Below are 13,533 nucleotides of genomic sequence, written 5' to 3' on the forward strand. Positions count from 1 at the left end.
ACTCTCGATTGCCAGGCCCAAATGCCAAACCCGAGATTCTCAAAGGTGGCGTAGTATACGCTGACTCGGCGGTGTGCTCAAGTCCCGAACAGACAAAGATCCCGATAGATCGCATGATCGGGGCTAAATCCAGCCACGTTCGGCAAAAGAGACGTACGCGCCGCGGCCAATAATCAGATGATCAAGCACGCGTATCTCCATGAATCTACAACACTTAACCACCCTGTCGGTCATCAACTTATCCGACTTACTCGGCTCAGGACTACCTGAAGGATGATTATGGGCAAGGATCACCGCGGCGGCGTTCACTTTGATTGCTTCGCGTACAATTTCTCGCGGATGCACCTCTACGTGGCTAAGAGTACCAGAAAAAAGGCGGCTATGTTTCAATACCCGGTTCTGATTATCTAAAAAGATCGCCATAAAGATCTCCCGCTCTTCATCGGCGAGCTGGCTTTGTAAAAATTCTCGCGTCATGAGCGGCGTGACCAGCGACGGCTCCTCTCTCATCCGCAGGCTAAAATAACGCCGCGCCAGCTCGGCAATACCTTTAAGTTGCGCATATTTCGCAATGCCGATACCGTCGATATCTGCAAATTGTTCTATCTCAGCCGATAACAGCCCGTACAGCGAACCGAAGCGCTGTAGCAAGCTGTGTGAAAAAGTCAGCACATCCTGGGTACGCGTGCCGGTACGCAAAAACAACGCCAGCAACTCAACGTCGCTCAACGTTTCAATACCGTCGCGGAGCATTTTTTCCCGCGGCATCAATGATTCCTGTATATCCATTACCCTGTCTCCTTTCCCGTTCCTCGCCCATCCTGGCATACCCTTTTCGCGCTGCCGACCGGTGATTTCAAGGCCTGCGTAGCCCCTCGCAAAGTGAGTGTCCGGCATACGCACGATGCCACCGGGATTGTGATAAGATGCGCGGATTCTGGTGTATTTCAACAGGACAAAATCATGATGAGTCTGGCTGGTAAAAAGATCGTTCTCGGCGTGAGCGGCGGCATCGCCGCCTATAAAACGCCGGAACTGGTGCGCCGACTGCGAGAACGCGGCGCCGATGTACGCGTCGCCATGACCGAAGCCGCCAAGGCCTTTATTACCCCGTTGAGCCTGCAGGCGGTTTCCGGTTATCCGGTCTCCGATAGCCTGCTGGATCCGGCTGCCGAAGCGGCAATGGGCCATATTGAACTGGGCAAGTGGGCCGATCTGGTTATCCTTGCCCCGGCAACCGCCGATTTAATCGCCCGCGTCGCCGCCGGAATGGCGAACGATCTGGTCTCCACGATTTGCCTGGCTACGCCCTCTCCGGTGGCCGTCGTTCCGGCGATGAACCAACAGATGTATCGCGCCGCCGCCACCCAGGATAACCTTGCCACTATTGCCGCCCGCGGCCTGTTGGTATGGGGCCCCGATAGCGGCAGCCAGGCCTGCGGCGACGTTGGGCCGGGCCGCATGCTCGATCCGCTCACTATCGTGGAGATGGCGGCGCAGCATTTCTCGCCTGTCAAAGATTTGCAACATCTCAACATCATGATTACCGCGGGCCCAACCCGCGAGCCGCTGGACCCGGTGCGCTACATCACCAACCATAGCTCCGGCAAAATGGGCTTCGCGATTGCCGCCGCCGCCGCACAACGCGGTGCGAACGTCACGCTGGTTAGCGGCCCGGTGTCGCTGCCGACGCCGCCGTTTGTGCAGCGCATCGATGTTGGCACCGCGCTGGAAATGGAAGCGGCGGTGCAGAATGGCGTGCAACAGCAGCATATTTTCATCGGCTGCGCCGCCGTTGCCGACTACCGCGCAGCGATTGTCGCCGACGAGAAAATCAAAAAACAAGGTGATGAATTAACAATAAAAATGGTCAAAAATCCGGACATCGTCGCCGGGGTGGCCGCACTAAAAAATCACCGCCCGTACGTTGTTGGATTTGCCGCCGAAACAAATAATGTGGAAGAATACGCCCGGCAAAAACGTGCCCGTAAAAATCTCGACCTGATTTGCGCCAATGATGTTTCTCAGCCAAATCAAGGTTTTAATAGCGATAACAACGCATTACACCTTTTCTGGCAGGATGGGGATAAGCGCTTACCACTTGAGCGCAAGGAATTCCTGGGCCAATTATTACTCGACGAGATCGTTACCCGTTATGATGAAAAAAATCGACGTTAAGATTCTGGACCCGCGTGTTGGCAAGCAATTTCCGTTGCCAACCTATGCCACCTCCGGCTCAGCCGGACTTGACCTGCGTGCCTGTCTTGACGACGCCGTAGAGCTGGCGCCGGGCGCAACCACCCTGCTGCCGACTGGCCTTGCGATTCATATCGCCGATCCGTCTCTGGCGGCGGTGATTCTGCCGCGTTCCGGCCTGGGCCATAAACATGGCGTCGTGCTGGGCAACCTGGTCGGACTTATCGACTCCGACTATCAGGGCCAGCTGATGGTGTCCGTCTGGAACCGCGGCCAGCAGAGCTTTACTATCGAGCCGGGCGAGCGCATCGCGCAGATGGTCTTTGTGCCGGTGGTACAGGCGGAGTTTAATCTGGTGGAAGAATTTGACGCCACCGACCGCGGCGAAGGCGGCTTCGGCCATTCAGGGCGCAAATAAGCCCGGCTATACGGAACCCGCATCCCAAAGCGCATAATGCAATAACATCACCGCAAACTAAGGTTTGCGGTCGCTTTGTGGATGCCTGCCTGACAAGTGCTTATTTTCAGGGGTATTTTAAAACATGGCAGAAAAACAAACTGCGAAAAGGAATCGTCGCGAAGAAATACTTCAGTCTCTGGCGCTGATGCTTGAATCCAGCGATGGTAGTCAACGTATTACCACGGCGAAACTGGCGGCCTCCGTCGGTGTTTCCGAAGCGGCGTTATACCGTCATTTTCCCAGTAAAACCCGCATGTTTGACAGCCTGATCGAGTTCATTGAAGACAGTCTGATTACGCGCATCAATTTGATTTTGAAAGATGAAAAGGACACCACGGCTCGTCTGCGCCTGATTGTTCTGCTGATTCTTGGGTTTGGCGAGCGTAATCCTGGGCTGACGCGTATCCTTACCGGCCACGCCTTAATGTTCGAACAGGACCGTCTGCAGGGTCGTATCAACCAGCTATTTGAACGTATCGAAGTTCAATTGCGTCAGGTGATGCGTGAAAAGAAAATGCGTGAGGGAGAAGGCTACACCCTTGACGAGACGCTGCTGGCAAGCCAGCTGCTGGCATTTTGCGAAGGCATGCTGTCGCGTTTTGTACGTAGCGAATTCAAGTACCGCCCTACGGATGATTTCGATGCCCGCTGGCCGCTGGTCGCCGCGCAACTGCAATAAAGCTCTATATGCAGCCGCAAGGCTGCATGACTCATGCATTCACCTTCTCAGCGTGCTCTGGCTATACCGGCAGCCAGGCTGCCGGTTTCTGCATCAGACGCCGTAGGCTTCGCGGTAAGCGCGTACCGATGCCAAATGCTCAGCCATCTCAGGCTTTTCTTCCAGATAGGCGATAAGATCTTTCAGAGTGACGATAGAAATCACTTTGCAGCCATAATCACGTTCCACTTCCTGAATCGCGGAGATCTCGCCGCGGCCGCGTTCCTGGCGGTCAAGCGAGATCAGCACGCCGGCCAACTCAGCGCCATTAGCCTGAATAATTTCCATTGATTCACGAATTGCGGTACCGGCGGTAATCACGTCGTCCACCAGCATCACGCGACCCTGTAGCGGGCTACCGACCAGGTTGCCGCCTTCACCGTGGGTCTTCGCTTCTTTACGGTTGAAGCAGTACGGCAGGTCTCGGTCATGATGTTCAGCCAGCGCGACGGCGGTAGTGGTGGCGATTGGGATGCCTTTATAGGCCGGGCCGAACAGCAGGTCGAACTCGATCCCGGAATCCACCAGCGCCTCGGCGTAGAAACGGCCCAGCAGAGCCAGATCGCGCCCGGTATTAAACAGGCCGGCGTTGAAGAAATAGGGGCTCTTACGCCCGGATTTCAGCGTAAATTCGCCAAACTTAAGAACCTGCTTGCTAAGCGCAAACTCAATAAACTGGCGCTGATACGGCTTCATGGATTCGCTCCTTTTAGTACTGTCATCATTGTCGGACTACGCGCCCTATCCTTCGCAGGTGTAATGAGGGATAAAGCGCAAAAAAAAGGCGACTTCTCAGTCGCCTTAATCATTAATTTTCTAACGCCGCTTTCTGCGTCGCAATAATAGATTCGATTCCCCCTCGCGCTAACGCCAGGAGAGTGAGGAGCTCTTCATGGGTGAACGGCTCGCCTTCCGCCGTACCCTGCACCTCAATGATGCGACCGTCTTCGGTCATTACCACATTCATATCGGTTTCCGCGGCGGAATCTTCCACGTACTCCAGATCGCAAATGGCTTCGCCATTAACGATACCAACGGAAACGGCGGCCACCATTCCCTTCATTGGGTTGGTTTTGAGTTTACCGGCAGCAACCAGCTTGTTCAGCGCATCGGCCAGCGCAACGCAGGCGCCGGTAATGGACGCGGTACGGGTACCGCCATCGGCCTGCAGCACATCGCAATCGAGCGTAATGGTGAACTCGCCCAGCGCTTTCAGATCCACCGCAGCGCGCAGCGCGCGGGCAATCAAACGCTGAATTTCCATCGTGCGGCCGCCCTGCTTGCCTTTTGCGGCTTCGCGAGCGTTACGGGTATGGGTGGAGCGCGGCAACATGCCATATTCGGCGGTGATCCAGCCCTGGCCCTGACCTTTCAGGAAGCGCGGTACGCCTTCGTCGATGGAGGCAGTGCACAGCACTTTGGTGTCGCCAAATTCGACCAGCACGGAGCCTTCAGCATGTTTTGTATAGTTACGGGTCAGGGTTACTGGACGCACCTGATTAGCGCTACGGCCTGCTGGACGCATGATTACTCTCCGGCTTGAAACGAATGTGGCTGCGCATTATACACAAATTCGACCAAGTTGCATCGCGACGACGCACGCCTGCCGATGCGGATAATGCGCGCTTATTCCTATCCTGAAAGAGCCTCGAAAGCTATAATCCTCCCCACTCTCCTTAAAAAACAGGAACGTCTATGATCCGCAGTATGACCGCCTATGCCCGGCGTGAAATCAAGGGTGACTGGGGTAGCGCCGCGTGGGAACTGCGCTCGGTAAACCAACGCTATCTGGAAACCTACTTCCGCCTGCCGGAGCAGTTCCGGAGCCTGGAACCCGTGGTTCGCGAGCGCATCCGCTCTCGTCTGACTCGCGGCAAAATCGAATGCACCCTGCGTTTTGAACAGGATCCCAGCGCCCAGGGTGAATTGATCCTCAATGAGAACCTGGCGAAGCAGCTGGTGAACGCCGCGAACTGGGTAAAAATGCAGAGCGATGAAGGCGAGATCAACCCGGTTGATATCCTGCGCTGGCCTGGAGTGATGGCGGCGCAAGAACAGGACCTTGATGCGATTGCCGCTGAAATCCTCAACGCCCTGAACGGCGCGCTGGACGACTTTATCGTCGCCCGTGAAACCGAAGGTCAGGCACTGAAAACGCTGATCGAACAACGCCTGGAAGGCGTCAGCGCCGAAGTCAGCAAAGTCCGCGCCCATATGCCGGAAATCCTGCAGTGGCAGCGTGAGCGCCTGGTCGCCAAGCTTGAAGACGCCGAAGTGCAGCTGGAAAACAACCGTCTCGAGCAAGAGCTGGTGTTGATGGCTCAGCGTATCGACGTCGCCGAAGAGCTCGATCGCCTGGAAGCGCACGTTAAAGAGACCTACAACATTCTGAAGAAGAAAGAAGCCGTGGGTCGCCGCCTCGACTTCATGATGCAGGAGTTCAACCGAGAGTCGAATACTCTGGCGTCAAAATCCATCAATGCCGACGTGACCAATTCAGCGATCGAGCTGAAGGTGCTGATCGAGCAGATGCGCGAGCAGATTCAGAATATCGAGTAATGTCCTCTCCTGCTGGCTCGCCTTACGGGCCAGCATTATTTTTTCTTATCACTTTTAAAAAAGAAAAATATACATAACCCCATATCAGGGACTACCCCTTCATTTTTGCATTAGATTTTTTCATGTAAATGAGCTCGCTTTAGAAAAACTCAATCGTGATCTGCCGCACAAATCGCTACCCTTTGCCCATCATTGTGGGGGATTTATGCTGCTTCATGTTCTTTATCTGATTGGTATTACGGCGGAAGCGATGACTGGCGCTTTAGCAGCCGGGCGTCGCCGTATGGACACCTTTGGGGTGATTATTATCGCCACCGCTACCGCACTCGGCGGGGGTTCTGTACGCGATATCCTTCTCGGCCATTATCCGCTCGGTTGGGTGAAGCATCCGGAATACGTCATTATTGTGGCGGTAGCCGCCGTCCTCACGACTATCGCCGCGCCGGTAATGCCACACCTGCGCCGCCTGTTTCTGGTGCTGGATGCCCTGGGTCTGATTGTGTTCTCAATTATTGGCGCGCAAATCGCGCTGGATATGGGCGAAGGGCCGATAATCGCGTCTATTGCCGCCGTGATCACCGGCGTCTTCGGCGGCGTACTGCGTGATATGTTCTGTAAGCGCATTCCGCTAGTGTTTCAGAAAGAGCTGTACGCCGGCATCTCCTTTGCCGCGGCCATTCTGTACATCGCCTTACAGCATTACATAAGCGACCATGACGTGGTGGTTATCACAACGCTTCTGTTTGGCTTTACCACCCGGCTGCTGGCTATACGTTTAAAATTAGGTCTACCGGTTTTTTATTACCGACATGGGTCACACTAATTGACGGGAGGGCACATATAGCCCCCACCAACAATCAGAAAAGACTTATAATACCGACCTTATTTCACTAAAGCCCATGTTAAGCACTAATGTCATTTGCTAAAAGCCTTGCTCTGACCATCAACAGAAAATTTTCTGGGCACTTTATCGCCTTATTGGCGATATCTATCCTCATCCAGCTCTGGCCTGTTTTTTTCACGCAGCCCATCCGATTTGCATTGCGCATCGCCATCTGCAACGCGCTTTTGTTACTAAGCGTGTCGTGGATTTATCGCTATACATCCGGGAAAGTCATTCTCTTTTTGTTAACCAGCGCCCTGACGCTTAATTTCGCCATCGCTTTCAGTACCTGGGATATCTACAAAAGCGAGTTCAATACCGTTTTCGCCATGAGTATTTTGGCAACTAATTATTCTGAAGCGAAAAGCATAGCCGGTTTGTACCTCTATATTCTGCCAATAGCGGCTTTCTACTTCGTGATTACCTGGTGGGCGGTGAAGTTGCTCAGCGAGAAGCTATCAACGCGAACCAAAGGTATCAGCGTTATTCTACTCGCGCTCTTTATGGGCTATTTCTCCATCTCCAGCATCATCAAAAAGAACCAGGATTTAGAGGTTTATTACCCGCTTAGTTCGCGAATTCTGGTTAACACTCCGTTGTATACTGCTTCTGAATTCGTCATCGCCGATCGCGATAATTCACTAGCCGAACACATTACGCAGTCAACGCCTCACTATCCTGCGCTACAGGCACATGATACGGGCATCGACACTTATGTTGTCATTGTTGGTGAATCCGCACGCAGAAGTAACATGCAGCTCTACGATTTCTCCCAGCAAACGACACCGGTTGCCAGCGCATTTACCCACAACGCGCTTATTTTTAAACACGCTATCGCACCTGCCTCCGCCACGGTACTTGCTGTACCTATGGTTCTCAGCAAGGCCGATCCGGATAACTTTACCGCCGACTCGATGGCCGATAATATCGTGAATATTTCCCGGCAATCCGGCTTTTATACCGAGTGGATCAGTGCGCAGGGCAACTCAGGAAAAAGTAATAACTATATTGTGGCGATCGCCTCAACCAGCGAAAAGCATCAATGGATACATACCCAATACGATAGTGACCTGCTTCCCGCGCTGGATGAAGCATTAAAAGTGCCGGGCAAAAAAGTCATTTTTTTACATATTAACGGTAGCCATGAAATGGCCTGCGACCGATATCCACAGTCCGCCGCAATTCTCAATACCGGTGATAAATACGAGGATTGCTACAATAACGCCATCCGATTCACCGACTCTTTTATCGGCGAAGTCGTTAAGCGCATACAAAATAGCGCCTCTTCTCTAATTTATTTTTCCGATCATGGTCTGGAAAAAAATCCCGATCTGGCTTCACTGTATATGCACGGTTCCCGTAATCCCAGTAAAGAGGCTTATGACGTGCCACAGTTCATTTGGTATAGCCAAAGCGCCCTGGCCAACCAGAAACGACGTACTGGCTGGGTAAACGAACGCTGGCCAACCACCAACAACTACGCCCTGATGTTAAGTTGGTTAGGTATCAGCACCGGTATCGAAAATTGTGATTCTCTCCTCGAGAAGTGCTATCAACCCGAATCGCAAATTTCGGTCATGGACGGCGGACGGCATATATTCAATTATGACCAGTTACGCAATACATTCAGCGCACCGGACCAAAAGACCCCATGGCGTAAAGTAAAAAGAAATTCGCTATAGATTACGAAAAACCGTCCACCTCCAGTTGACCAAGTTTTAGCACTATCGACTTGATGACCGGATGGTGAATAAACTCAACAAGCCGTTGAGCATTCTTTGGCCCAACGCCGGGTAACGTTTGCCAGCTCGCGACATCACGCTTCTCAATTAGCCGCCATGAATTATCTTTTAAGACCCGCATGGCAGCGCGCGGAAGCGGCACACCAAGCGCACTTATCCATCGATGAAAGGGTGCGCGCCGTGTTAGTGCAAAGCGATGCCAAAGTTGCTCTGCGCGGGTTGCCGTTAAGCCAGGAATGTTTTCCAACTGCGACACCGTCAACTCAAGCCAGGAGAAGATATGTTGGAAATGGCGCGACTGAGCAAGCTGTCTCCATCCTGCTTCTCCCAGGCTATCAATGCCTAATCCTTGCTCGGAGCTTATCCAAACCAATCGCGCGATGAACTGCTCCCGGCATTCATCGGAGTTTTCAAAACAGGTAAGAGAGTGATAGCGAGTATCAGGCACCAACGGCTTCGTTCTGTTCAGGCCACGCCATACTACATCATCCAGCCGCGGGATCCCTTGCCCCGCAAGGCTCACCAGGATCTGATCGCCTGGGGCGAGATCTAGCTGCCGCCAGCGGGCCACCGAACCAACATTGACCCGCCGCACGAGCTTGTCGTCCAGCTTTATCGGTTGTAGATGCGCCACAACGGCTATTTTACCGCTACGCCCGATAGCAAACTGGATTGTGCTCACTTCCGCCACTTGTGAAACTGGCTGATATTTCCAGGCCGCCACCCAGACCCCCTGTCCGGGAAGCCAACCGTCACCGGCGGGTTCTCTCTGAGTACGAATTACGATACCGTCGGTGACAAAGGGCAGCGGCGAGGTAAACCAGCGCTCCCGCCAGGCGGCAGCCTGCTGCCAATCTTTAACCGGATGGGAATAGCGCTGCGCTACAGGAAACCCACCGTCAGCAAGCAGCGCCAGACGGGTAGACATCTGGGCCGGGCCATCAGGCCAGGCCCAGATAAACACCCCCAGCGTGCTCAACGCCGCCGACGGCGCTTTGCGCATCAGTATCCCGGCCACTCTCGCCCGTGAATTCATACCGCCCATCCCCTTTTGTATATGCCCCTCTCGCCGCTGAAAAATCTCGTCCTGCAGAACGCTATTCGCCAGCGCCCCGGAGGTGGTCAGCGGTACGCCGGGGATCTGGCGCACTTTAGCCGTCCAGTCTTCCCCCGCCAGACCGTCGCCGCGGCTAATCGCCCGTATAAACCTACCGCCGCGATAAACCAGCGTCACCGCGACACCGTCGACTTTCGGTTGTACCCACAGGTCGGTTTTATCGCGCATCCAGTGGCCAACGCTCGTGGCATCAGGCAGTTTGCGCACGCCGGTATGCGCGATAGGATGCTTGACTTCGCCGCGTGGCGGCGGCAGATCGTCTTCAGGCGGCGCCTTCTCACCGAAGCAGCGCCGCCACTGCGCCAACCGGGCCGAGAGCATGTCGTAGACCTCGTCGCTGACCCCGCTGCTGCCCTGCTGCCAGTAGGCCTCTTTCCAGTCGGCAATTTGCCGACTGAGGTGGCCTATCTCCTGCTCCGCGCGTTGCAAAGACCACGCCGGGCAGGCCGCCATTGGGCTTGCCGCCGCCATCCATAACGCTGCCGCTATCAGCCATCTGCGCATGTTTACCTCCTTGTTCTACCTTGCGGCATCGTGCGCTAAAGACCGGAGCCGCGGCGACAGGCAAATCATCACGCTGCGAGCGGCTTTCCAGAATTTACGCATGGTTGCTGCAACCGCTTAAGAAATCAGGAAAGCGGCAGGCAAAATGAAAGAAACAGCGGCAAAAAGTGTGACAATGACTGCGTCACGCAGCGGCGGCGTGTATAATAGGCTCGTATGTAGGATCTCTTTCGACAATCACATACAAAAGACACTCATGGCTCAAGGCACGCTTTATATTGTTTCCGCCCCTAGCGGCGCGGGTAAATCCAGCCTGATTCAGGCTTTATTGAAAACCCAACCGTTGTACGACTCCCAGGTTTCTGTGTCGCATACCACGCGCAATCCGCGCCCGGGTGAAGTTCACGGTGAACACTATTTCTTTGTCGATCATGATAAATTCAGGTCGATGATTAGCGAAGACGCTTTCCTTGAGCACGCTGAGGTTTTTGGCAACTATTACGGTACCTCTCGTGAAGCTATTGAGCAGGTTCTGGCGACCGGCGTCGATGTTTTCCTCGATATCGACTGGCAGGGCGCCCAGCAAATTCGTAATAAAATGCCCGGCGCGCGCAGTATCTTTATTCTGCCGCCGTCAAAAGACGAGCTTGACCGCCGCCTGCGCGGCCGCGGTCAGGACAGCGAGGAAGTCATCGCAAAACGTATGGCGCAGGCAGTTGCAGAAATGAGCCATTACGCGGAATATGATTACCTTATTGTGAATGATGATTTTGATACCGCTTTAGGCGATCTGAAAAACATTATCCGCGCTGAACGTCTGCGCATGAGCCGCCAAAAGCAGCGACATGGCGCTTTAATCACCAAACTATTGGCAGACTGAACCCACATTCAGTATCATGCCCAGTCATTTCTTCACCTGTGGAGCATTTTAAGTATGGCACGCGTAACTGTTCAGGACGCTGTAGAGAAAATTGGTAACCGTTTTGACCTGGTACTGGTCGCCGCGCGTCGCGCTCGTCAGATGCAGGTAGGCGGAAAGGATCCGCTGGTACCGGAAGAAAACGATAAAACCACCGTTATCGCACTGCGCGAAATCGAAGAAGGTCTGATCAACAACCAGATCCTTGACGTACGTGAGCGCCAGGAACAGCAAGAGCAGGAAGCCGCTGAATTACAAGCCGTTACCGCGATTGCTGAAGGTCGTCGTTAATCACACAGCGGGTCGCCCTTGTATCTGTTTGAAAGCCTGAATCAGCTGATTCAAAACTACCTGCCGGAAGAGCAAATCAAGCGCCTTCGGCAGGCGTATCTCGTTGCACGTGACGCTCACGAGGGTCAGACACGTTCAAGCGGTGAACCCTATATCACGCACCCGGTAGCGGTGGCCTGCATTCTGGCCGAGATGAAACTCGACTACGAAACGCTGATGGCCGCGCTGCTGCATGATGTGATTGAAGATACCCCTGCCACCTACCAGGACATGGAACAGCTTTTTGGTAAAAGCGTCGCCGAACTGGTAGAGGGGGTGTCGAAACTTGATAAGCTCAAGTTCCGCGATAAGAAAGAGGCGCAGGCCGAAAACTTTCGCAAAATGATCATGGCGATGGTGCAGGATATCCGCGTCATCCTCATCAAACTTGCCGACCGCACCCACAATATGCGCACCCTGGGCTCGCTACGCCCGGATAAACGCCGCCGCATCGCCCGCGAAACGCTGGAAATTTATAGCCCGCTGGCGCACCGTTTAGGTATCCATCACATCAAAACCGAGCTCGAAGAGCTGGGCTTTGAAGCGCTGTACCCTAACCGCTACCGCGTCATCAAAGAAGTGGTTAAAGCAGCGCGCGGTAATCGTAAAGAGATGATTCAAAAGATCCTCTCTGAAATCGAAGGGCGTTTACAGGAAGCGGGGATCCCCTGCCGCGTCAGCGGTCGCGAAAAGCATCTGTACTCCATTTACTGCAAAATGGTGCTTAAAGAGCAGCGTTTTCACTCGATCATGGATATTTACGCCTTCCGCGTTATTGTTCACGATCCCGATATCTGCTATCGCGTGCTGGGCCAAATGCACAGCCTCTACAAGCCGCGTCCCGGTCGTTTCAAAGATTACATCGCCATTCCAAAAGCGAACGGCTATCAATCTTTGCACACCTCGATGATTGGCCCCCACGGCGTCCCGGTCGAGGTACAAATCCGTACCGAAGATATGGACCAGATGGCGGAAATGGGGGTTGCGGCGCACTGGGCTTATAAAGAGCACGGCGGCGAAAGCAGCACGACCGCGCAAATCCGCGCTCAGCGCTGGATGCAAAGCCTGCTGGAACTGCAGCAGAGCGCCGGTAGCTCGTTTGAATTTATCGAGAGCGTTAAATCCGATCTGTTCCCGGATGAGATTTACGTTTTCACCCCGGAAGGGCGCATTGTCGAACTGCCTGCCGGCGCCACGCCGGTGGACTTCGCCTACGCGGTGCATACCGATATCGGTCATGCCTGCGTCGGCGCGCGCGTCGACCGTCAGCCCTATCCGCTGTCGCAACCACTCTCCAGCGGCCAGACTGTCGAAATCATTACCGCGCCGGGCGCACGCCCGAATGCCGCATGGCTGAACTTTGTCGTCAGCTCAAAAGCGCGCGCCAAGATCCGCCAACTGCTGAAGAACCTTAAGCGCGACGATTCGGTCAGCCTTGGCCGCCGGCTGCTTAACCACGCGTTAGGCGGCAGCCGCAAGCTGGCAGAGATCCCGCCAGAGAACATCCAGCGCGAACTTGACCGCATGAAGCTGGCCACGCTTGACGATCTGCTGGCGGAAATCGGTCTCGGTAACGCGATGAGCGTGGTGGTGGCGAAAAACCTGCAGCAGGGCGAAGCCTCTGCCGCACCGGTGCCGGCCAACGCGTCGAATCACGGCCATCTGCCGATCAAGGGCGCCGACGGCGTGCTGATTACTTTCGCCAAGTGCTGTCGTCCGATTCCGGGGGATCCGATCATCGCCCACGTCAGCCCAGGCAAAGGGTTGGTTATCCACCATGAATCCTGTCGTAACATCCGCGGCTACCAGAAAGAGCCTGAGAAGTTTATGGCGGTCGAATGGGATAAAGAAACTGCGCAGGAATTTATCGCCGAAATTAAGGTGGATATGTTCAACCACCAGGGCGCGCTGGCTAACCTGACGGCCGCAATCAACACCGCGTCTTCCAATATTCAGAGCCTGAATACGGAAGAAAAAGATGGCCGCGTTTACAGCGCCTTTATCCGCCTGACCGCGCGCGATCGTGTGCATCTGGCGAATATCATGCGCAAAATTCGCGTCATGCCGGACGTGATTAAAGTCACTCGTAACCGAAATTAGCTTTT

Annotated in this window: 13 protein-coding genes; 9 read left to right on the forward strand and 4 right to left on the reverse strand. The window is 54.3% G+C overall.

Going from position 1 to position 13,533, the window contains the following annotated elements:
- Window positions 1-123: 123 nt before the first annotated feature.
- A complete protein-coding gene (gene radC, locus ABLU86_RS12255; RefSeq protein ID WP_015369154.1) occupies window positions 124-789 on the reverse strand; it encodes a DNA repair protein RadC in 666 nt (221 codons plus the stop codon).
- 177 nt (window positions 790-966) lie between these two features.
- On the opposite strand from radC, the gene coaBC reads away from it, so the two are divergent.
- The 3 genes from coaBC (at window position 967) to slmA (ending at window position 3,335) form a co-directional block, all read left to right on the forward strand.
- Entirely contained in the window at window positions 967-2,178 is a 1,212-nt protein-coding gene (coaBC, locus tag ABLU86_RS12260) for a bifunctional phosphopantothenoylcysteine decarboxylase/phosphopantothenate--cysteine ligase CoaBC (protein ID WP_072383351.1), read from the forward strand.
- A complete protein-coding gene (dut, locus tag ABLU86_RS12265) occupies window positions 2,156-2,614 on the forward strand; it encodes a dUTP diphosphatase (RefSeq protein WP_020077682.1) in 459 nt (152 codons plus the stop codon). Before coaBC ends, dut begins: the two co-directional genes overlap by 23 nt.
- Window positions 2,615-2,738: 124 nt before the next feature.
- Window positions 2,739-3,335, forward strand: coding sequence for a nucleoid occlusion factor SlmA (gene slmA / locus ABLU86_RS12270; RefSeq protein ID WP_015369151.1), 597 nt, complete (start codon window positions 2,739-2,741; stop codon window positions 3,333-3,335).
- A 93-nt stretch (window positions 3,336-3,428) separates the two neighbouring features.
- Here the strand turns inward: slmA and pyrE are convergent, their stop codons facing one another.
- Complete coding sequence (pyrE, locus tag ABLU86_RS12275; protein ID WP_015703811.1) at window positions 3,429-4,070, reverse strand: orotate phosphoribosyltransferase; 642 nt, start codon at window positions 4,068-4,070, stop codon at window positions 3,429-3,431.
- Between the two features lie 112 nt (window positions 4,071-4,182).
- On the reverse strand, window positions 4,183-4,899 hold the full coding sequence (rph, locus tag ABLU86_RS12280) for a ribonuclease PH (protein WP_015369149.1): 717 nt from the start codon (window positions 4,897-4,899) through the stop codon (window positions 4,183-4,185).
- A gap of 170 nt (window positions 4,900-5,069) precedes the next feature.
- Between rph and ABLU86_RS12285 the strand changes: the two genes are divergently transcribed.
- The 3 genes from ABLU86_RS12285 to ABLU86_RS12295 all read left to right on the forward strand — a co-directional run bounded on the left by ABLU86_RS12285 (window position 5,070) and on the right by ABLU86_RS12295 (window position 8,498).
- The gene (locus tag ABLU86_RS12285) at window positions 5,070-5,933 is read left to right on the forward strand and encodes a YicC/YloC family endoribonuclease (protein WP_015369148.1); all 864 of its coding nucleotides are present in this window, start codon (window positions 5,070-5,072) and stop codon (window positions 5,931-5,933) included.
- Window positions 5,934-6,138: 205 nt separating this feature from the next.
- Complete coding sequence (locus tag ABLU86_RS12290; RefSeq protein WP_015369147.1) at window positions 6,139-6,756, forward strand: trimeric intracellular cation channel family protein; 618 nt, start codon at window positions 6,139-6,141, stop codon at window positions 6,754-6,756.
- An 89-nt stretch (window positions 6,757-6,845) separates the two neighbouring features.
- Window positions 6,846-8,498: a phosphoethanolamine transferase gene (locus ABLU86_RS12295; protein ID WP_163374217.1), complete on the forward strand. Its 1,653-nt coding sequence runs from the start codon at window positions 6,846-6,848 to the stop codon at window positions 8,496-8,498.
- Between the two features lies 1 nt (window position 8,499).
- Here ABLU86_RS12295 and ligB read toward each other — a convergent pair whose 3' ends face one another.
- Window positions 8,500-10,179: an NAD-dependent DNA ligase LigB gene (ligB, locus tag ABLU86_RS12300; RefSeq protein ID WP_348796286.1), complete on the reverse strand. Its 1,680-nt coding sequence runs from the start codon at window positions 10,177-10,179 to the stop codon at window positions 8,500-8,502.
- Window positions 10,180-10,435: 256 nt separating this feature from the next.
- Between ligB and gmk the strand changes: the two genes are divergently transcribed.
- Genes gmk through spoT form a run of 3 tightly spaced genes read left to right on the forward strand, consistent with a single transcriptional unit; the run spans window position 10,436 to window position 13,528 of the window.
- Window positions 10,436-11,059: a guanylate kinase gene (gmk, locus tag ABLU86_RS12305; RefSeq protein WP_015369144.1), complete on the forward strand. Its 624-nt coding sequence runs from the start codon at window positions 10,436-10,438 to the stop codon at window positions 11,057-11,059.
- 54 nt (window positions 11,060-11,113) lie between these two features.
- Window positions 11,114-11,389 carry a DNA-directed RNA polymerase subunit omega gene (gene rpoZ, locus ABLU86_RS12310; protein ID WP_000135058.1) on the forward strand — a complete coding sequence of 92 codons (276 nt, stop codon included), beginning with the start codon at window positions 11,114-11,116 and terminating at the stop codon, window positions 11,387-11,389.
- Window positions 11,390-11,407: 18 nt separating this feature from the next.
- Window positions 11,408-13,528 (forward strand): bifunctional GTP diphosphokinase/guanosine-3',5'-bis pyrophosphate 3'-pyrophosphohydrolase, encoded by a 2,121-nt coding sequence (gene spoT / locus ABLU86_RS12315; protein ID WP_015369143.1) that lies wholly within the window; start codon window positions 11,408-11,410, stop codon window positions 13,526-13,528.
- The last annotated feature ends 5 nt before the right edge of the window (window positions 13,529-13,533 follow it).

This window comes from Klebsiella sp. JN_Kp121 (genome assembly GCF_040062145.1).
GTDB lineage: Bacteria > Pseudomonadota > Gammaproteobacteria > Enterobacterales > Enterobacteriaceae > Klebsiella > Klebsiella aerogenes.